This is a genomic window from Phycicoccus sp. Soil802, assembly GCF_001429605.1.
Taxonomy (GTDB): domain Bacteria; phylum Actinomycetota; class Actinomycetes; order Actinomycetales; family Dermatophilaceae; genus Pedococcus.
The window spans coordinates 216,625-234,682 of sequence record NZ_LMSS01000001.1 but is presented as its reverse complement, the minus strand read 5'-3'; the positions used below and the strand labels follow the sequence as shown (position 1 = coordinate 234,682).

17 protein-coding genes are annotated in these 18,058 nt (G+C 73.7%); 7 read left to right on the top strand and 10 right to left on the bottom strand.

Annotated features, from left to right (window positions below; all coding sequences use genetic code 11):
• Nucleotides 1–40: 40 nt before the first annotated feature.
• Complete coding sequence (locus ASG91_RS01040; RefSeq protein WP_056920763.1) at nt 41–685, top strand: hypothetical protein; 645 nt, start codon at nt 41–43, stop codon at nt 683–685.
• A 95-nt stretch (nt 686–780) separates the two neighbouring features.
• On the opposite strand, the gene ASG91_RS01035 is transcribed toward ASG91_RS01040, so the two are convergent.
• From ASG91_RS01035 to ASG91_RS01010, 6 genes are read right to left on the bottom strand one after another with little or no spacing between them, the layout of a single operon-like run.
• A complete protein-coding gene (locus ASG91_RS01035; RefSeq protein ID WP_082593808.1) occupies nt 781–1,581 on the bottom strand; it encodes an endonuclease/exonuclease/phosphatase family protein in 801 nt (266 codons plus the stop codon).
• The gene (locus tag ASG91_RS01030; RefSeq protein WP_056920762.1) at nt 1,578–2,570 is read right to left on the bottom strand and encodes an ROK family glucokinase; all 993 of its coding nucleotides are present in this window, start codon (nt 2,568–2,570) and stop codon (nt 1,578–1,580) included. Before ASG91_RS01030 ends, ASG91_RS01035 begins: the two co-directional genes overlap by 4 nt.
• Complete coding sequence (locus tag ASG91_RS01025; protein WP_056920761.1) at nt 2,567–3,163, bottom strand: hypothetical protein; 597 nt, start codon at nt 3,161–3,163, stop codon at nt 2,567–2,569. The genes ASG91_RS01030 and ASG91_RS01025 overlap by 4 nt, the downstream gene beginning before the upstream one ends.
• On the bottom strand, nt 3,156–4,364 hold the full coding sequence (locus ASG91_RS01020; protein ID WP_056920760.1) for an ArsA family ATPase: 1,209 nt from the start codon (nt 4,362–4,364) through the stop codon (nt 3,156–3,158). The genes ASG91_RS01025 and ASG91_RS01020 overlap by 8 nt, the downstream gene beginning before the upstream one ends.
• A 48-nt stretch (nt 4,365–4,412) precedes the next feature.
• On the bottom strand, nt 4,413–4,859 hold the full coding sequence (locus ASG91_RS01015) for an SRPBCC family protein (RefSeq protein WP_056920759.1): 447 nt from the start codon (nt 4,857–4,859) through the stop codon (nt 4,413–4,415).
• 10 nt (nt 4,860–4,869) lie between these two features.
• Nucleotides 4,870–5,238, bottom strand: a complete 369-nt coding sequence (locus ASG91_RS01010; protein WP_157605904.1) for a polyketide cyclase / dehydrase and lipid transport — start codon at nt 5,236–5,238, stop codon at nt 4,870–4,872.
• Between the two features lie 115 nt (nt 5,239–5,353).
• Between ASG91_RS01010 and ASG91_RS01005 the strand changes: the two genes are divergently transcribed.
• Both ASG91_RS01005 and ASG91_RS01000 read left to right on the top strand, forming a co-directional pair.
• Entirely contained in the window at nt 5,354–7,153 is a 1,800-nt protein-coding gene (locus tag ASG91_RS01005) for a long-chain fatty acid--CoA ligase (protein ID WP_056920757.1), read from the top strand.
• Nucleotides 7,154–7,202: 49 nt separating this feature from the next.
• Entirely contained in the window at nt 7,203–8,543 is a 1,341-nt protein-coding gene (locus ASG91_RS01000; protein ID WP_056920756.1) for a DUF2029 domain-containing protein, read from the top strand.
• Here ASG91_RS01000 and ASG91_RS00995 read toward each other — a convergent pair.
• The 3 genes from ASG91_RS00995 to ASG91_RS00985 are packed head-to-tail and all read right to left on the bottom strand — an operon-like array spanning nt 8,447 to nt 10,595.
• A complete protein-coding gene (locus ASG91_RS00995) occupies nt 8,447–8,956 on the bottom strand; it encodes an NUDIX hydrolase (RefSeq protein ID WP_162257487.1) in 510 nt (169 codons plus the stop codon). The genes ASG91_RS01000 and ASG91_RS00995 overlap by 97 nt on opposite strands.
• A 50-nt stretch (nt 8,957–9,006) precedes the next feature.
• A complete protein-coding gene (locus ASG91_RS00990) occupies nt 9,007–10,353 on the bottom strand; it encodes a hypothetical protein (protein WP_056920754.1) in 1,347 nt (448 codons plus the stop codon).
• 20 nt (nt 10,354–10,373) lie between these two features.
• Nucleotides 10,374–10,595 (bottom strand): hypothetical protein, encoded by a 222-nt coding sequence (locus ASG91_RS00985; protein WP_056921199.1) that lies wholly within the window; start codon nt 10,593–10,595, stop codon nt 10,374–10,376.
• 204 nt (nt 10,596–10,799) lie between these two features.
• Here ASG91_RS00985 and ASG91_RS00980 point away from each other — a divergent pair, with 204 nt between their 5' ends.
• The 4 genes from ASG91_RS00980 to ASG91_RS00965 all read left to right on the top strand — a co-directional run bounded on the left by ASG91_RS00980 (nt 10,800) and on the right by ASG91_RS00965 (nt 16,944).
• Nucleotides 10,800–12,533 carry a DEDD exonuclease domain-containing protein gene (locus tag ASG91_RS00980; RefSeq protein WP_056920753.1) on the top strand — a complete coding sequence of 578 codons (1,734 nt, stop codon included), beginning with the start codon at nt 10,800–10,802 and terminating at the stop codon, nt 12,531–12,533.
• Nucleotides 12,534–12,583: 50 nt separating this feature from the next.
• The gene (locus tag ASG91_RS00975) at nt 12,584–12,868 is read left to right on the top strand and encodes an Lrp/AsnC family transcriptional regulator (protein ID WP_056920752.1); all 285 of its coding nucleotides are present in this window, start codon (nt 12,584–12,586) and stop codon (nt 12,866–12,868) included.
• A 130-nt stretch (nt 12,869–12,998) separates the two neighbouring features.
• The gene (locus tag ASG91_RS00970) at nt 12,999–15,497 is read left to right on the top strand and encodes an SCO7613 C-terminal domain-containing membrane protein (protein WP_056920751.1); all 2,499 of its coding nucleotides are present in this window, start codon (nt 12,999–13,001) and stop codon (nt 15,495–15,497) included.
• Nucleotides 15,498–15,558: 61 nt separating this feature from the next.
• Nucleotides 15,559–16,944: an aminotransferase class V-fold PLP-dependent enzyme gene (locus tag ASG91_RS00965; RefSeq protein ID WP_056920750.1), complete on the top strand. Its 1,386-nt coding sequence runs from the start codon at nt 15,559–15,561 to the stop codon at nt 16,942–16,944.
• Between the two features lie 14 nt (nt 16,945–16,958).
• Here ASG91_RS00965 and trpD read toward each other — a convergent pair whose 3' ends face one another.
• Nucleotides 16,959–18,056, bottom strand: a complete 1,098-nt coding sequence (gene trpD / locus ASG91_RS00960; RefSeq protein ID WP_056920749.1) for an anthranilate phosphoribosyltransferase — start codon at nt 18,054–18,056, stop codon at nt 16,959–16,961.
• Nucleotides 18,057–18,058 lie beyond the last annotated feature (2 nt).

Sequence of the window (18,058 nt, the reverse complement as noted above, 5' to 3'; positions counted from 1 at the left end):
ACCGGCCGGCCAGTCGTCCGATCCAGACCAAGGGGCATCCATGAGCGACCGCGACGTCGACGCCGAGTTCGCGGACATCATCGCGCGCTGGGACGAGGTCCAGTCGCTGCCCGACGCCGCGGACGGCGCTGCCACGACTGCGGCGACCACTGCGGCGACCGGCGACGGGACCGGCGCGGGGACCGACGCAGGGACCGACGCAGGGCTGGACACCGGGCTGGACGCCGGGCCCGACCCGAGGACCGTCGACGGCCCGACCGCACCCGGCGACTCCCCCCGGGGTCTCGGCCCCGGCGTGAACCCTCCGCTGCGGTCCAACACCAACCCGCCGCCGACCCGGCCCTTCGTCGTCTGGCGCGGCGCCGAGATCCCCGAGCCCGAGCCCGGCGAGGAGTCCCCCGACCCGGTGGAGCTCCGCGACCTCTCGGACCTCGACGACGACCACTTCGAGCCCGGGCCGACCGCTCCCCTGCCGCCGCAGGAGGACCTGCAGTTCTGGGGGATCATCGTCGGCCTGGTGGCCGGCCCCCTGCTGCTGCTCTGGATCGTCATGTTCCGACCGGACGTCAGCGACTGGTGGACCCTCGGCGCGCTGGGGCTGACCGTCATGGGCTTCGTCCTGCTGGTGATGCGCCAGCCGCACGCCCGCGACGAGGACGACCCCGACAACGGCGCCCGGATCTGAGCCCTCTCCGGTGACCACGGTGCACGCCGATCCCGGCTGACCGGTCGACGCTCGCGCAGCGCGCGGGCAACCCGTCCAGTGCCTGCGTCACCTGCCTAGCCCGCTGGGTCGTCCTGCGAGCTGCTCGCCGCCGCATCGGCAGCGACCTCCTCGACGCGCTCGACGGTGGACGCGGGGACCACGGGCTCGCCCTCGGTCTCGGTCTCCGCGGTCGGCACCGCCTGCGGGTCGAGGTCGACGTCGACCCACGTGGGGCGGTGGTCGCTGGCGGCGACGAGGTCGGCGACCTCGAGCTCGACCGCCCGGTGCGGGAGCACCGTGAGGTCGGGTGAGGCGAAGATGACGTCGAGCACCCTGTGCGGGGCGCTCGACGGGTAGGTCGGCACCGGCGGTGAGATGAGCCGCAGTGGCGAGGCGAACAGCCGCCAGGCCCGGCCGGTCTCGCCCTCGTTCAGGTCGCCGGCCAGCAGCACCGGACCGCCCCCGGAGACGGTCCGCAGGATCTGGCCTGCGTGCCGCTCGCGCTCGTCGGCGTCGAGGCTCAGGTGCACCGACGCCACCACCAGCGGCTGGTGACCGGCGGGACCGACCCGGATCACGGCATACCCCCGGGTGCGCTGCAGCGCAGCCACCCGGAGCCGGTGGTGACGCGACTCGCTCACCTGCACGCGCAGGGAGGTGAAGATCGTCGTGCCGCCGCTGCCGCGGTGCCGTCCGGACCAGAACAGGCCGCACTCGGCCGCGAAGTCGGACACCCGCCAGGTCGAGAGCAGCCGTCGAGGCACCTCCTGCAGGCAGAGCACGTCGGGGTCGATGGCGCGGATGACCCGCGCAGCCGCGTGCCGGTCGAGGGTGAAGTCCTTGAGGTTGTAGGACGCCACCCGCATCGTGCTCATGCGCCCTCGGCCGCGGCCCGTTCCATGGCGTCGCGGCGAGCCAGGTCCGCTGCGCCGATCAACCCCGCCTCGTTGCCCAGGGCTGCAGCGACGATCCGGGCCTCGGGCCGGTAGCCGCGCCCCGTGAGGTGCCGTCGGAAGGTCGTGCGGGCCGGTTCGAGCAGCAGGTCTCCCGCGGCACTGACCCCACCGCCGATGACGAACACCCCCGGGTCGAGGGCCGCGGCCAGGTTGGCGATCCCGATCCCCAGCCACTGGCCGATCTCGCCCAACAGCTCGGTGGCCGTCGCGTCGCCGTCGCGGGCCGCCTCGGTGATCATCGGGCCGGTCAGCGACGACGGGTCACCACCCACGAGGTTGAGCAGGTCGGTCGCCATCGGGCTGCCCGCCGTCATCATCGCCCGGGCCTCGCGCACGAGCGCGTTGCCCGACGCGTACTGCTCCCAACAGCCCTTGTTGCCACACTCGCAGCGTTGGCCACCGGGGACCACCTGCATGTGGCCGAACTCCCCCGCGATCCCGTACCGGCCGCGCATGATCTGTCCGTCGAGGATCATCGCGCCCCCGATCCCGGTGCCGAGGTTGACCATCACGACGTGCGAGTCGCCTTGCGCCGCACCGAATCTCCACTCGGCCCACGCCGCCGCGTTGGCGTCGTTGTCGACCGAGATCGGCACCGGCACCCGGCGCTGCAGGTTGGCCTCGAGGGGCTCGTCGCGCCAGGACAGGTGGGGGGCGAAGACCACGGTCGCGCGGTCGGCGGCCACGAACCCCGCTGCGCCGATGCCGACCGCGACGACGTCGTCACCCGCGCCGTCGATCAGCTCGGCGACCACGTCGACGATGGTGTCCTCGACGACGCTGGGGTTGGTCGAGCGGTGCGGCGTGTCGCGACGGGCGCGGGCCACGACCACGCCGTCGGGGTCCACGACCCCCCCGGCGACCTTGGTGCCACCGATGTCGATCCCGACCGCCAGTCCGCCGCTCATGAGGTCGCGCTCCCCGGGGCGTCCTCGTCGTCGACCGTGATGTCCTGGACCCGCGAGGAGTGGGGCTGCGACCGGCGGGGCGAGGCCGACCCGGAGCTCCCCGGGTCGGCGCGGCGCTGGCCGGCGATGTCGCGCAGCGTCGCGGCGAGCGCACCCGCGAGGTCGGCCAACCGGTCGACGGTCTCGGGTCGCACCGACCGCAGCAGCCCGATGCCCTGGCAGACCGGGCACAGCTGGCAGGCCACCGCCTGCCCGACGCCGTTCTCCGCGCCGCACGACGAGCAGCGCGAGGTGGTCGAGTCGGCGCCCCCCGCGTGGGTGCCGGGCTCGTCGGTCCCGGACCCGTCGGTCCCGGACCGGTCGGAGCCGGACCCGTCGGAGCCGGACTCGTCGGAGCCGGACTCGTCGGAGCCGGATCGGTCGGAGGCCGGCGCGTCGGCGCCGGACCGGTCGGCGCCAGGTGCGGTCGCCGCGTGACCCGGCCCCGCGGCATACCCGGCCTGCGCACTGGTGGCCCAGCCACCGAGCGCGTCCAGGAGGCGGGCAGCCTCCTCCGCCACCGTGCCCACGGCAGGGCGTTCGTCGTCAGCCACGCGGCCAGACCTCCTCGTCGGGGACGAAGCGCACCCGCAGCAGTCCGTCGCGCACGGAAGCACCCTCGACCACGCATCGTTGCAGAGCCGACGGCAGGGTGAGCACCCGGCGGTGCTCCCCCACCGTCACGACCAGCTCGTCGTCGCGGCGTTGCAGGCCCAGGTCGGCCGCGTGGGCCAGCGGGAGCGGCAGGACCAGGAGGAACCCCTCGTCGGTGCGTTCGACCGCCAGTCCGCGGTGGGTGACGGGGGCGAGGACGTCGCTGCCGCCTTCCTGCGCCTCGGCGAGCGCGGCGAGCGCGTCGGCACCGATCGGCTCCGACGGGAGATACGGAGTCACGACCACCGGCAGCCCGGCGAACGACTCGCGCACCTCGACCAGGCCACCCCGCTGGGCCGTGTTCCACGACGCGCGCCAGGCATCGGTCCGGCCCTCCTCGGCGGTGGCGTCCGGGAACACCCGGTTGACGACGACCGCGTCGACGACGAAGCCGTAGAGCGACAAGGACGTCCAGGTGCGCCGCGACTCGGCGATCACGACGCGTTCGGGCGTCAGGACCAGCCGCACGGAGGTCTGGTCACCGGTCAGGATGCGGTGGACCTCGCGCATCTGCCGGTGCCACCCGGTGACCGCCTCGACCACCGCGGGGTCGGGCAGCGGCACCCCGGCAGCCGCGGCCGCAGCAGGACGCAGGGTGCGGATCAGGCCGCGCTGCGCGGGGAGCAGGCGCTCGAGGTGCCAGGCGAGCGCCTCGGGCAGGGCCAGCAAGCGCAGGGTCTCGGCGGTCGGGGCGCAGTCGACGACGACGAGGTCCCACGGGCCCGACTCGACCTGCGACCGCAGCTCGAGGAGGGCCGCGACCTCCTCCGCGCCGGGGAGGCGGGTCAGCTCCTCGGCGACGACCGGGTCGACGCCGACGGTGTCGAGGACGGCGAGCAGGTAGTCCTGGACCACGCGCCACGACTCGCCCAGCAGGTGGGGCGGGCTGATCTGCAGGGCGGAGAGGCCGGGCTCGACGTCGACCGGTGACCCGCTGCGCGACCCGCCCAGGGCGACCCCGAGCGCGTCACCCAGCGAGTGGGCGGCGTCGGTCGACATGACCAGGGTCTTGACGCCGGCCCGAGCCGCCTTGACGGCCGTGGCGGCTGCCGTGGTGGTCTTGCCGACCCCGCCCTTGCCGGTGAAGAGGATGACGCGCATGGCTGTCGACGCCCCTTGGCTATCGAGGGTCCGCGGCGGCGAGCTGCCTCAACCCTCCACCCGCTTCTTCAGCGACTTGAGCGCGGTGTCGATGATGACCTTCTCGGCCTTGCGCTTCAGCATCCCGAGCATCGGGATCTTGACGTCGACGGCGAGGCGGTAGGTGACGGTCGTGGCGTCCTTGCCCTTGGCGACGAGCGTGTAGGAGCCGTTCATCGCCTTGAGCACGGTGGCCTCGACGAGGCTCCAGGAGACGACCCCGGTGCCGTTCCTCGCGACGTCCCACTCGTAGTCGAGCGTGTAGGTGTCCTTGATCGCCCCGGCGTCGAGGGTGAACTGCACCTGGTCGGCCCAGCCGTCGCCCTCCTCCGTGAGGATGCTGACCGCCTTGACCTCGGTGGCCCACTCGGGATAGCTCTCGAAGTCGGCGATGACGTCGAGGACTTCACCCGGCTTTGCGTCGATGTCGATGCTGGATTCGGTGCGGTCGGCCATGCGCCGAAGGCTACAACGCCGAGGTGTCGGACGCCGGACCGCCTTCGAGACGGTCCTTGAGACCGTGCACCGCCCGCTTCCAGCGCAGGGTATGCCGCGTGGCCACGTTCCGGGGCGCCCGCGGGCCCCGGTGGCCCCGGACGTAGTGGTGCACGACCACCCCGTCGCGGAACGGCTCGAGCCAGACCTCCATCTCGCCGACGACCTGGCCGGTCACGGCCCAGCGCACGCCCTTGACCCCACGGTCGCGGGTCACCGTGGGGGTCAGGTGCGGCCAGACCTGCGCGACCCAGGCCTGGTCGTCCAGGCTCGCGCGCACGACCTCGGGCGAGGCCCGGATGAAGGTCTCGTCGACGATGTCGATCCTGTGGTCGCGCACCGGGTCAGTGTTCCGCACGTCACGTCGCCATGTGGATGGACCCTGCCCCCACCTGCTTACCCACGGGTAGGCTGTGCGAAACAGGCTAGAGAGCGCCGCCGTCAAAGGAGACTCCGTGCAGGAACACGTCGCACCCCCACTCGTGCCACCCACGACCAAGGGGAGCCTGGCCGACCTGCCGGGCCGCAACGCCGCCTCCGACCCCACGCGGGTGGCGTTCTCCCGCAAGGAGGGCAGCGGCTGGGTCGACGTGACCGCGGCCGAGTTCGACGAGGACGTGCGGGCCGTCGCCAAGGGCCTCATCGCCGCCGGGATCGCGCCCGGCGACCGCGTGGCCATCATGTGCAAGACGCGCTACGAGTGGACCCTCACCGACTTCGCGATCTGGACCGCGGGTGCCGTGACGGTCCCGATCTACGAGACCTCGTCGGCCGAGCAGGTCGCCTGGATCCTCACCGACTCCGGTGCCAAGGGCATCATGCTCGAGACCCCGTCGCACGCGGCGACCCTCGCCGAGGTGCGCGACCAGCTGCCCGGCCTCGAGCACGCCTGGCAGGTCGACGCCGGGGCCATCGCCGAGCTCAAGAGCGCCGGGGCCGAGGTGAGCGACGCCGACCTCGAGGCCGCCAAGGGTGGGCTCGACCGCGCGAGCATCGCCACCATCATCTACACCTCGGGCACGACCGGCCGCCCCAAGGGCGTCCAGCTGACCCACGACAACTTCCTCGCCCTGTCCGAGAACGCCATCACCAAGCTCAAGTCGGTCGTCAAGGCCGACGGCGCCTCGACGCTGCTCTTCCTCCCGCTGGCCCACGTCTTCGCGCGGTTCATCCAGGTCCTCTGCGTCACCGGCGAGGCCAAGATGGGCCACAGCGCCGACATCAAGAACCTGCTCGCCGACTTCGCCGAGTTCAAGCCCACCTTCATCCTCTCGGTGCCGCGCGTCTTCGAGAAGATCTACAACTCCGCCGAGGCCAAGGCCACGGCCGAGGGCAAGGGCAAGATCTTCGCGGCCGCCGCCGACACCGCCATCGCCTGGTCCACCGCCCAGGACACCGGCGGGGCCGGGCTCGGCCTCAAGGTCCGGCACGGCATCTTCGACAAGCTGGTCTACGCCAAGCTGCGTGCCGCCATGGGCGGCCGGGTGATGTACGCCGTGTCCGGTGGCGCGCCGCTGGGCACCCGGCTGGGCCACTTCTTCCGCGGCATCGGCGTGACGGTGCTCGAGGGCTACGGCCTGACCGAGACCACCGCCCCGGCCACGGTCAACGTGCCCGACCGCGTGAAGATCGGCACCGTCGGCGCCCCGCTCCCCGGGGTGGGCATCCGCATCGCCGACGACGGCGAGATCCTCATCCAGGGCAACAACGTCTTCGCCGCCTACCACAACAACGCCGAGGCCACCTCGGGCGCGGTGCTCGACGGGTGGTTCCACACCGGCGACATCGGCGAGCTCGACGAGGACGGCTACCTCAGGATCACCGGGCGCAAGAAGGAGCTCCTGGTCACCGCGGGTGGCAAGAACGTCGCCCCGGCGGGTCTGGAGGACCGGCTCCGGGCCCACCCCCTGATCTCCCAGTGCATCGTCGTCGGTGACCAGAAGCCGTTCATCGGCGCCCTGCTCACCCTCGACGACGAGATGTACCCGGGCTGGGCCAAGAACAACGGCCTCTCCGGAGTCAGCTTCGACCAGGCCCGCACCAACGAGACCGTCCTCGCCGAGCTCCAGAAGGCCGTCGACGACGCCAACAAGTCGGTGTCCAAGGCCGAGTCGATCCGCAAGTTCGCGGTGCTGCCGGGTGACTTCACCGAGGAGAACGGCTACCTGACGCCGAGCCTGAAGCTCAAGCGGAACATCGTCATGAAGGACTTCCACGACGAGGTCGAGGCGCTCTACTCCGGTGCCAAGGAGTGACCCGCTGACCCGGAGGCTCCCGGCGAGCACCGGCCCGTAGGGTCTAGCCATGCGCGCCGCCCCCGGACCCTCCGCCCGGTCCGTGGTGGGGTCGGTCGCCCTGCCGCTGGCGTGGCTGGTCTTCTTCACCGCGCTGCAGTGGAGCGTCGTGCGCTACCGCATTCCCATCGTGGCCGCCCTCACGGCGGCCACGCTGGCGTTGGCGCTCTGGCAGTGGGCCGGCTGGCGGGTCACCCTCCACCGACCCGCGGTGGTGGTGATGCTGGCCGGCTCGGCCCTGGCGACCCTCGCGGTGCCGCTGTTCAGCTACCTCGCCCCGACCGGTCTGGCGGTCGCGACCACCCTCTTCGTCGTGGTGCCGCTGGCCTGCGCAATCCTGTTGTGCGCCACCACCGTGCGCGCCCATTGGGCTGCCGGCGTGGTGGCCGTGACCGGGTATGCCGCGTGTGCGGCGATCGCGATCACGTCGTCACCGCGGCCGCGCATCGACGTCTGGGTCACCCTGCAGCAGGCCGCCGACGGCCTCGGCCGGGGCGAGAACTTCTACGCGATGAACTGGACCGGTTCCCCCGGCATCCAGGACGCGTTCACCTACCTGCCCTGGACCGCGGTGCTGCTCGCCCCGGGGCGCTGGCTGTTCGGCGACGTGCGCTGGGCGCTGGCGTTCTGGACGCTGGTCGCGGTCGCGGGGGTCTGGATGCTCGCCCGCGGCGCGGCCGTGCGGCATACCGGGGCGGGCTGGGTCTGGACCGCTGCGGCGGTCACCGGCCTGCTCGTCCTCGCCCCCGGCACCCTCACCCAGCTCGACCAGGCCTGGACCGAGCCGCTGCTGCTCGCTGGCCTGGTCTGGTGGGCCGTCCTGGTCCAGCGCGACCGGGCGTGGTGGTCGGTCATCCCGCTCGCGCTCGCCTGCGCCAGCAAGCAGCACCTGGCCCTGCTGCTGCCCGTGCTGCTGCTGTGGCGACCGTTCGGGTGGCGCCGGGCCGTGGCGACCGGTGCGCTGACCGGGGTGCTGATCGCCCCGTGGTTCCTCGCGAGCCCGCCGGACTTCGTCCACGACACGATCAGCCTGCTGGTCGGGTTCCACCCCATCAAGTTCGCGAACACGCTCTACCTGCTGGCACTCAACACCTTCGGGGTGACCTTGCCGTTCGCCGTGACCGGTGTCGCGGTGCTGGGCACCCTCGCCGCCGTGTGCTGGACCGTCTGGCGCCGCCAGCCCACCCTCGCCGAGGTACTGCGCTGGCTGGCGCTGGTGCTGCTGGTGGCCAACCTCGTCAACAAGCAGGCCTTCTACAACCAGTTCTGGCTGGTCGGGTCGCTGGTCGTCGTCTCGCTGGCCCTCGCCCCTCGGACGGCCCGGACGAGCTCCTCGAGCAGCACCGGGTAGACCGCTTCGCCGCGGGCGCGGTGCTCGGCCGGGTCGATCCACGCCATCCGGATGGTGGAGCGGACCTCCAGCTCGGCGAAGCCGGCGGGGTCGGCGTCGAAGCGCTCGGTGACCCAGCCGTAGAACACCTGCTGCTGGACGATCGTGCGCCCCTCGAAGGAGAAGGCGTCCTCGTCGTGGTGGACCGGCCCGACGAGCTCGTCGACGGTGACGGTGCGACCGGTCTCCTCCCAGACCTCGCGGACCGCCGCCTCGGGGTCGGTCTCCCCCGGCTCGACACCGCCGCCGATCGTGTACCAGTAGGGGTCGTCCGGGTGGTGCGGGTCGAAACCCTCGATCATCAGGACGTGGCCGTCGGGGTCGACCACGACCACCCGCGCGGCCCGGCGGCGCAGCGGCTCCTCGTCCGTCATCGGGGCAGCGTCCGTCTTCGGGGCAGGGTCCGGGACCGACGCACGGTCGGTCATCCGGCCAGGCCCCGCAGGTAGCCGAGCCACTCCTTGGTGAACGCGCCCTGGCTGGTGCCCAGCACGGTCCGGAAGGCGGCCGCCGCTGCCTGGTCGGGGGTCGCCGAGGACGACCCGGAGGGCTTCGTGGCGACGGTCAGGTAGTAGCGCACCAGGGCCTTGCGGCCGTAGCGGTCGACGATGCGGGTCACGGCCAGCCACGCGGCGTTGTAGCTCGGCGCGATCGTCGTCCGGGAGGGGTCGAAGTCGCCCGCGGTGGGCAGCGACTTCGGACCGTTGCCGGCGCGGACCTTCGCCAGCAGCGCCGCCGCCACCTGCCGGCGAGTGGCCCCGACGTCGCGGTAGCCGACGTAGTCGGCCATCCCCTCGGACAGCCACAGCGGGACCGGTCGGTCGGTCGTGGCCCGGATGGCGACGTGGGTCGCCTCGTGGGTCACGACGACCTGCTGCCCCCGGCTCTCCAGGGTGGCGAACGCCCCGGGGTTCACCACGACCCGGTCGGCCCCGGCCCGGCCCGTGGTGTCGAACGGCCCGTCGGTGACGGCGGCGACCTGGGCCACGGAGTCCTTGTCCTGGCCGACCTGCTCGGCCATCTGGGCCGCCGTGCGTGGCACGACGAGCACCAGGCGGCTGTTCCAGGGGGCGGTCCAGACCGCGTCGACCCGTTTGACGGCGAGGTTGCCGAGGGCGAGGTAGGGGCGCAGCCGGCGCGCCGGACCGGACCCCATGACCAGCGTCGTCGAGCTCCGCACGACCGTGAACGAGGGCAGGTCCCAGGCCTGCACCTGGGTGCCCCCGTCGGTGTCGTCGACCAGCCGCCACCCGGCGTCGCGACGCACCACGGTGAAGTACGACTCGAACTCCCGGGACGCCGTGTCGTAGCCGGCCAGGCTGTAGTGCCCGGCGACGCGGGAGACCCACGCCTGCGGGCCGAGCTGGGCGACGCGGTCGGCCCCGAGCTCCGGGGCGGGCTCGGGGGTGCCGTAGCCGAAGCTGCCCAGGGGGAGCTTGGCGAGGGCGTCGTACTGCGCCAGCTGGCGCAGCCCGAACCCCGACTTCGGGTCGTCGAGGGTTCCGGCGAAGGCGGCCCGGTCGTGGTCCCGCACGGCGGCGGCCCGCGCGGACAGCAACGCGGTGAGGGCGTCCTCGCGGGCCGTGGCGGGATCGGGGGCGTTCTGCTGGGTGGTGGCCGTCTGCGACGCGCGGGCGGTGCCCGACGAGCGCCCGGTCCCGGTCCCGTCGTCGGAGCACCCCGCCAGCAGCCCGACGACCAGGACGGTCGTCGCCGCGACCGCGACCCGGGCCGGCCGGACGCCGCGTCGTCGAGGGGTGGCCCGGGTCATCCGGCCATCGTAGGGACGGCTCAGCCGACGGCGCGGACGTGGGCGGCCCACGGCTCGCGGCGCGCCCTGGCCGAGGAGGCCTCGTGCGCGCTGACCAGCCCGGCCTCGGCGAACCGCGCCACGGCGGAACGCTCGACGGCGTCGAGGGGCAGCTCGGCGCCCTGGGGCACGAGCATGGCCGTCACCATGCAGTCGGCGCAGTGCAGGTCGCGCACGGGGCAGCTCTGGCAGTCGATGATCATCGCGATCACCTCGCTCTCTGTCGGGGAGTCCTTCTGTCGTGTGACCTGTCCACGACGCTAGGTGAGGGCACTGACAACGCCGGCGCCACGGCATACCCGGGACGTCGGCGACGGCCCACCCGCGCGGGCTGCCGACCACGGAACCCGGTGCGGGACAGGCGCGCCTGCCACGGGCTGTCACACCCGCGGCCTACCGTCAGGACCATGCAGACGGCCGGCGACCAGATGGTGCAAGGCACCTTCGACGACCTGGGCACGGCACTGGCCGAGGTCACGTTCGTCGTCGTCGACCTCGAGACCACCGGCGGCAGCCCGGCCGACTCGGCCATCACCGAGATCGGCGCCGTCAAGGTCCGGGCCGGCGAGGTCCTCGGCGAGTTCCAGACCCTGGTCAACCCCCACCTGCCGATCCCGCCGTTCATCCAGTCGCTCACCGGCATCACCACCGCCATGGTCGCCGACGCCCCGCGGATCGAGGCTGCTCTCCCCGCGTTCCTCGAGTTCGCCCGGGGCGCGGTGCTGGTCGCCCACAACGCTGGCTTCGACATCGGCTTCCTCAAGATGGCGGCCCGCCAGCAGGGCATCGAGTGGCCGCGCCACGCGGTGCTCGACACGGTCCACCTGGCCCGCCAGCTGGTCAGCCGCGACGAGGCCCGCAACCACAAGCTCTCCACCCTGGCCGCTCTCTTCGGGGCCACCACGACGCCCGACCACCGCGCCCTGCACGACGCGCAGGCGACCGTCGACGTGCTGCACGCCCTCATCGGGCGGGTGGGCAGCCTCGGCGTCCACACACTCGAGGAGCTCTCCAGCTACACCTCGCGGGTCAGCCCAGCCCAGCGCCGCAAGCGCTGGCTCGCCGACGGCCTGCCCGAGCTGCCGGGGGTCTACCTCTTCAAGGACGGCGACGGCCGGGTCCTCTACGTCGGCACCTCGATCAACATCCGCACGCGGGTCCGCAGCTACTTCACGGCCTCCGAGCAGCGCACCCGGATGGCCGAGATGGTGCGGTTGGCCGAGTCCGTCACCCCGGTCGTGTGCGCCACCACCCTGGAGGCCGAGGTGCGCGAGCTGCGCCTGATCGCCGAGCACAAGCCGCGCTACAACCGGCGGTCCAAGACCCCTGAGCGGGCCACCTGGGTCAAGCTCACGGTCGAGGCCTTCCCCCGCTTGTCGATCGTCCGCGAGGTCCGGGGCGACGGGGCCCGCTACATCGGTCCGTTCGGCAGCCGCGGCTCGGCCGAGGCCGCCGTGGCTGCGGTCCACGAGGTGATCCCGCTGCGCCAGTGCGTGCAGCGGTTGTCGCCCACGCGACGGGTGGGGTCGTGCGCGCTCGCCGACATGGGCCGGTGTGGCGCGCCGTGCACCGGCGCCCAGAGCGTCGAGGAGTATGCCGCGGTCGTGCAGGACGCCGTACACGCCCTCGCGGGCGACTCGCGCGACGTGGTGACCGCCCTGCGCACCCGGATGGGGTCGCTGGCCGACCAGGAGCGGTTCGAGGACGCCGGCACCCTGCGCGACCGGATGCTCGCGCTGGTGCGCGGCATGGCGCGGGCCCAGCGCATCGCCCCACTGGCAGCCAGCCGCGAGATCGTGGCGGCCCGGTCTGCCCCGGCCGGAGGCTGGGAGGTCATCGTCGTCCGGCACGGGCGGCTCGCTGCCAGCACCGTCTCGCCGCGCGGCGCCGACCCGATGCCCTACGTCGACGCGGTCCGCACCAGCGCCGAGGTGGTGCTCCCCGCGCCGTGGCCTTCGCCCGCGGCGATCCCCGAGGAGACCGAGAAGATCCTGCGCTGGCTGGAGACCCCCGGCGTCCGGATCGTCGACCTCGACGGCGAGTGGACCTGCCCGGTCGGCGGCGCCGGCGGGGCGCGGGCCGAGCTCGAGCCGCAGGTGGTGGCCCGCCACGCGGTGGCCGGTTTCGTCGCAGCGTCCTAGCCCTCCGGGGACCCGCCCGCAAACGCCGGGGGCGCGGATAGAGTGGGCTCGTGATCTCCGCCATCGTGCTCATCAACGCCAAGGTCGACCGCATCCCCGAGGTGGCCCAGGCCATCGCCGAGCTCGAGGGCGTGTCCGAGGTCTACTCGGTCGCCGGCGATGCCGACCTCATCGCGATGATCCGGGTCCGCGAGCACGAGCAGCTCAACGACGTCATCGCCGACCGCCTCAACAAGGTGGAGGGCGTCACGGGCACCAACACCCACATCGCGTTCCGCACCTACTCCACGCACGACCTCGAGGCCGCCTTCAGCCTCGGCCTCGACGGCGACTGACCCGGCGACCCCGGATCACCACTGCCTCGGCCGCACGGCCGATCTGAGTAGCAACACGCATCCGCGCAACCCTCCTGACCTGCAGACTCGGGCCATCGAGCGCTGAGCTCCTGCACCCCCCGGAGGACCGATGTCGCCCATCCCCTGCCCCGCCTGCAGCCGCTTCCTGCCCGATTCGCCCACGTCGTGCCCGGGCTGCCACCTCCCCCTGACCGGCCCGGACGCCCTGCGCCTCTGGCGGGTCGACCAGAGCCTGGCGGCGCTCCAGCGCGAACGCACCGAGCTGATCGCGGCGCTGCGAGCGCAGGGCGTCAGCGCACCATCGGTTCCCGCCCCCGCCGACGAGGCTGAGCAGACCATCGCGCCCGCCGGCGAGCCCTTCCCCGGCGCAACGACAGCCGCTCGCCGCACCTGGACCACCCAGCAGACCCTGCTCGCCATCGGCGTGCTCCTGGTCCTGGTGGCCGGGTCGATCGCGCTGGCGATCGCCTGGTTCCGCATCGGCATCGTCGGTCAGCTGCTGGTCATGGGTGGTTTCACCGCCGCCGCGACAGTGGCCTCGCTGGTCCTGTCCCGGCGCCGGCTGCCCAGCAGCGCCGAGGCCCTGTCCCTGGTGGCGGGCGGCCTGCTCCTCCTCGACGTGGCAGCCGCTCGGCGGTTCGGGCTGGCCGGCCTCGACTCCTTCGACGGACGCAGCTACGGCGCGGTCACCGGACTGCTCGCCGCCATCGTCCTCGCCGCCCTGCACCGCAGCGACCGCAGGATCGCCGGCTTCGCCCTCCTCTCGCTGACCGCCGCCTCGCTCGGGTGGGCCGGCGTCGTGGCCTTCGCCGACCACGCCTCCGGGGTCGCCGCCCTCGCCCTGGGCGGCGCGGTGCTGTTCGGCACCCTGCACCTGGTCGTCCCCGCGTCGTTCGGGCTGACCCGGCGCGCCGCCACGGGGCCGGCGGCCGGGTGGACCGCGTTCTCAGCCGTCACCGCCGCCGTCGGCGCGCTGGGCGCCGGGCTCGATGCGCTGTCCTCCTCGACCACTGCGGACCTCGCCGGCCCCGTGGTCCACGGGCTCACCGCCGACGGCCTGGTCAGCGTGGCGATCCTGTCGACCCTCGCAGTGGCGGGTGCCGTCGTCGTGCGACGCGTCGTCGCGGTCCGCGCCGCGCGCCTCGGCACCCGGGCCGCCGTCCGCGCCGACTGGACTGCGCGGGCGTTGACCGGTGACTGGCGCGCGCTCGGGGTGGTCGCCGTCGTCGCCTCGGTGGCCGGCCCCACCGCGGTGCTGGGCCTCGCCCTGCAGCTCGGTGCCTTCTGGGCCGCGGTGCTCGCGGTCGTCGCCGCCGTGGCAGGCACCGCTCTCGTGGTCGCCCGCTCACGCACCACCTCGCTCGGGGTCGCGTGGGTCGAGGCCCAGGCCGGCGCGACGCTGGGTGTCCTCGTGGTCGTCTGCGCGGTCGAGGCCTCCCGGCCGGCGACGACCATCGCCCTGACCGCGACCGCGCTCGTGGCCGCCACGGCCGCAGTGCACCGGCCGACCTGGCGCGCGGCCGCGAGTGCCGTCGGCGCGGTCGCCTCCGTGGGCGCCGCCGCCCTCACCGGCTCGATGTTCTCCGACACCGCCTCGGTGCTCGCGGCCGCCACTGCGGGTGCGGCCTTCGTCGCCGTCGCCCTGCTGCGTCGCGCCGAACCCGAGGAAGCGCCCCTGGCCGTCGTCGGCCACCTCGCCGTGTTCGGCGCGCTGGGCGCAGCCCTGGGGGCAGCTCTCGGTGACGGGGTGGTGATCGCCGTCCTCGCGGTCATCGCGCTCACCGGAGCCGCCACCGCCGTGCTGCGCCCGCACCTGCGCCCCCTCGCCACCGCGACGACGACCCTCGCGTCGGTCTCGGCGCTCTGGTTGGGCGGTGGCCTGGTCGGCCCGCGCTCCCAGTGGGTGCTGCTGGCCGCGGCGGCGCTCGGCCTCGCCGGGCTGGCGCAGTGGCGTCGCCACCGCACCGAGGAGCTGGTCCTCGGTGGCCTGGCCGTCCTCGTCGCGGTCACCGCTGTGGTCGTCGCGGTCGACCGCTCCTGGCCGCACGCCGCCGCACTGGCTGCCGCTGCATACGGGCTTGTCGCCGTTGGGTATGCCGCCCTGCCGCACCGTCGCGCCGTGGTCACCGTCGCCGTGGTCGCACTGACGGCGGCGGTGTGGGTGGAGCTCTGGGACGGCGACGTGACGACCCTGGAGGCGTGGACGCTGCCGCTGGCTGCCTTCCTGCTCGCCGCCGGGTTGTGGTCGCACCGCGAGCTCGGTGACCACTCGTGGCTCACCGCTGGACCGGGTCTGGCCGTCGCGCTCCTGCCCTCGACCCTCTTCACCACGGTCGACGACGGTCTCGCCCGCCCGCTCGTCACGGTCGTCGCTGCCGTCGCCGTCCTGGTGCTCGGCGCGCTGCGCCGCTGGCAGGCGCTCGTCGTGCTGGGTGCCGCCTCGGCCGTCGTGGTCACCCTCACCCAGCTGCTTCCGTATGCCGTGCTGCTGCCCCGCTACCTCACCCTCGGGGCGCTCGGGGTCCTGCTCCTGGCCGTCGGGGCGCGGTACGAGCAGCGCCGGGCCGACGCCCGGCAAGCCGTCAGCTGGCTGGCCTCCATGTCCTGACCCGGCGCGCTCGTGCATCAGGTGCGGGCGTTGGGCCGGGAGGCGGGCGTACCTTCGCGTCATGGACGACCTCACCACCTTGTTCGACCGGGCTGCCCGCGTGGCAGCCGACCACCGCGCGGCGGTGGCCGCTGCCCCGGTTGCGGCCCGGCTGTCCGCGCAGGCGCTGCGTGGGTCCGCGGACGTGGCCCTGCGTGACCGGCCGACCCCCGCCGGGGAGGTCCTGGACGAGCTGGTCGAGACCTTCGGGCCGGGCTTGGTCGGCACCCCGGGTCCCCGCTTCTTCGGCTTCGTCATCGGCGGAGCGCTGCCCGCGGCGAGCGCGGCCGACCTGGTCGCGGTGGGGTGGGACCAGTGCGCGTTCAACGCGACCCTCTCCCCCGCCGCGGCCGTGGCCGAGGACCTCGCGGGCGGCTGGCTCAAGGACCTGCTCGGGCTGCCGGCCGGAGCCACCGTGGGGTTCGTCACCGGGGCCCAGGGGGCCAACACCGTCAGCCTCGCCACCGCCCGCCACCACGTCCTCGGGTCGGTGGGTTGGGACGTCGAGAAGGACGGCCTCCTCGGAGCGCCCCGGGTGCGCGTGGTGGCGAGCGCCGAGCGCCACGCGACGATCGACCGGGCGCTGCGGCTGATCGGGTTCGGGACGGCCGTCGTCGAGGAGGTGGCGACGGACGCCAACGGCGCCATCGAGGTGGCCGACCTGGCGGCCGTCCTGGCGCGCTCCGAACCCGGACCGACGATCGTGTGCCTCCAGTCCGGCAACGTCAACACCGGCGCCTGCGACGACCTGCGGGCGGCGAGCGCGGTGGCGCGGCGGCACGGAGCGTGGGTGCACGTCGACGGCGCGTTCGGCCTCTGGGCGGGGGCCAGCCCCGCGAGGGCACACCTGGTCGACGGGGTCGACCTCGCGGACTCGTGGTCGTGCGACGCACACAAGTGGCTCAACGTGCCCTACGACTGCGGCTTCGCCATCTGCGCGCACCCCCAGGTGCACGCCGGGTCGTTGTCCTACACCGCGGCGTACCTCACCGGACAGGGCGGCCCGATGCCGGCCCTGGGCGACCTGGTGCCCGAGTCCTCACGGCGGGCCAGGGGTTTCGCCGTGTGGGCTGCCCTGCGCGAGCTGGGACGCGACGGCGTCGCCGACCTGGTCGAGCGCTGCTGCACCCTGGCCCAGCGCTTCGCCGACGGCCTCGAAGCCGGTGGGGCCGACGTGGTCAACGACGTCGTCCTCAACCAGGTGCTGGTCGGCTTCGGCAGCGACGAGCGCACCGACCGGATCGTCGAGGGCGTCCAGCGCGAGGGGACCTGCTGGCTCGGCGCGACGACCTGGCACGGGCGCCGGCTGATGCGGGTCTCGGTCTCGAACTGGTCGACCACCGAGCAGGACGTCGACCGCTCGGTCGCCGCCATCCTGCGGGTGGCCGCCGAGGAGGTCGACGGCTGAGCCGCCGGTGGGGGTCAGGCGGAGGTGAGGCGCTGCGTCGCAGCGGCCCACTGCTCGAGCCGGGCAGCGGCGGCGCCCGAGTCGAGGGTGGCCTCGGCGCGGTCCATGCCGAGGCGCACGCTGGCGGCGAACGCCTCGTCGGTGGCGTCGTGCGTGGCCGGCTCCGCACCGCCCTCGAGGTCCCGACCGGCGAGGGCGAGCGCCATCCCGGCGTTGAGCACCACCGCGTCACGCACTGCGCCACGCTGGCCGCCGAAGAGGTCGCGGGCCACCTGGGCGTTGTGCGCGGCGTCCGCGCCGCGCAGGGCCTCCACGGGCTGCCGCTCGAGGCCGACGTGGAGCGGGTCGAAGACGCGCTGGCTGACCACGCCGTCGCGCACCCACCACACGGTCGACGTCGTGCTGAGTGTCAGCTCGTCGAGCCCGTCGTCGCCGCGGAAGACGGCGGCCGCGGAGCCGCGCCCCGCGAAGACGCCAGCGATGAGGGGCGCCATCCGCGGGTCGGCCACCCCCACGGCGGCGTAGGTGGGACGGGCCGGGTTGGTCAGCGGACCGAGGACGTTGAAGGCGGTGCCGACGCCGAGCCCGCTGCGGGCCGCGGCGGCGTGCCGCATGGCCGGGTGGAACGCCTGGGCGAAGCAGAAGGTGATGCCGGCCTCGGCGGCCACCTCGGCCACCTGGGCCGGGGTGAGCGTGAGGTTGACGCCGAGCGCCTCGAGGACGTCGGCCGAGCCCGAGGCAGACGACGCGGCGCGGTTGCCGTGCTTGACCACCTTGACCCCACTGGCCGCGATGACGACCGAGGCCATCGTGGAGATGTTGACCGTGTTCGAGCGGTCCGCACCGGTGCCGACGATGTCGAGGCTCGGCCCCGGCACCTCGATCTGGTTGGCGTGGGCGAGCATGACGTCGGCCAGCCCGCGGAGCTCCTCGACCGTCTCGCCCTTGGACCGCAGCGCGACGAGGAAGCCGGCGACCCGGACCGGTGAGGCCTCGCCGCCCATGATCTCGTTCATCGCCCAGGCGGCCTGGTCGGTGCTCAGGTGCTCACCGGCGATGAGCAGGGTGAGCAGGTCCGGCCAGGTGTGACCGGCCGGCTCGCGTGCGGTCACCG

Coding starts and splice junctions, on each gene's coding strand:
- ASG91_RS01035 (WP_082593808.1), bottom strand. CDS start 1,581: ATGAGCACGATGCGGGTGGCGTCCTACAACCTCAAGGACTTCACCCTC.
- ASG91_RS00965 (WP_056920750.1), top strand. CDS start 15,559: ATGGACGACCTCACCACCTTGTTCGACCGGGCTGCCCGCGTGGCAGCC.
- ASG91_RS01040 (WP_056920763.1), top strand. CDS start 41: ATGAGCGACCGCGACGTCGACGCCGAGTTCGCGGACATCATCGCGCGC.
- ASG91_RS01020 (WP_056920760.1), bottom strand. CDS start 4,364: ATGCGCGTCATCCTCTTCACCGGCAAGGGCGGGGTCGGCAAGACCACC.
- ASG91_RS00970 (WP_056920751.1), top strand. CDS start 12,999: ATGTCGCCCATCCCCTGCCCCGCCTGCAGCCGCTTCCTGCCCGATTCG.
- ASG91_RS00985 (WP_056921199.1), bottom strand. CDS start 10,595: ATGATCATCGACTGCCAGAGCTGCCCCGTGCGCGACCTGCACTGCGCC.
- ASG91_RS01000 (WP_056920756.1), top strand. CDS start 7,203: ATGCGCGCCGCCCCCGGACCCTCCGCCCGGTCCGTGGTGGGGTCGGTC.
- ASG91_RS01030 (WP_056920762.1), bottom strand. CDS start 2,570: ATGAGCGGCGGACTGGCGGTCGGGATCGACATCGGTGGCACCAAGGTC.
- ASG91_RS00990 (WP_056920754.1), bottom strand. CDS start 10,353: ATGACCCGGGCCACCCCTCGACGACGCGGCGTCCGGCCGGCCCGGGTC.
- ASG91_RS00995 (WP_162257487.1), bottom strand. CDS start 8,956: ATGACGGACGAGGAGCCGCTGCGCCGCCGGGCCGCGCGGGTGGTCGTG.
- ASG91_RS01015 (WP_056920759.1), bottom strand. CDS start 4,859: ATGGCCGACCGCACCGAATCCAGCATCGACATCGACGCAAAGCCGGGT.
- ASG91_RS00980 (WP_056920753.1), top strand. CDS start 10,800: ATGCAGACGGCCGGCGACCAGATGGTGCAAGGCACCTTCGACGACCTG.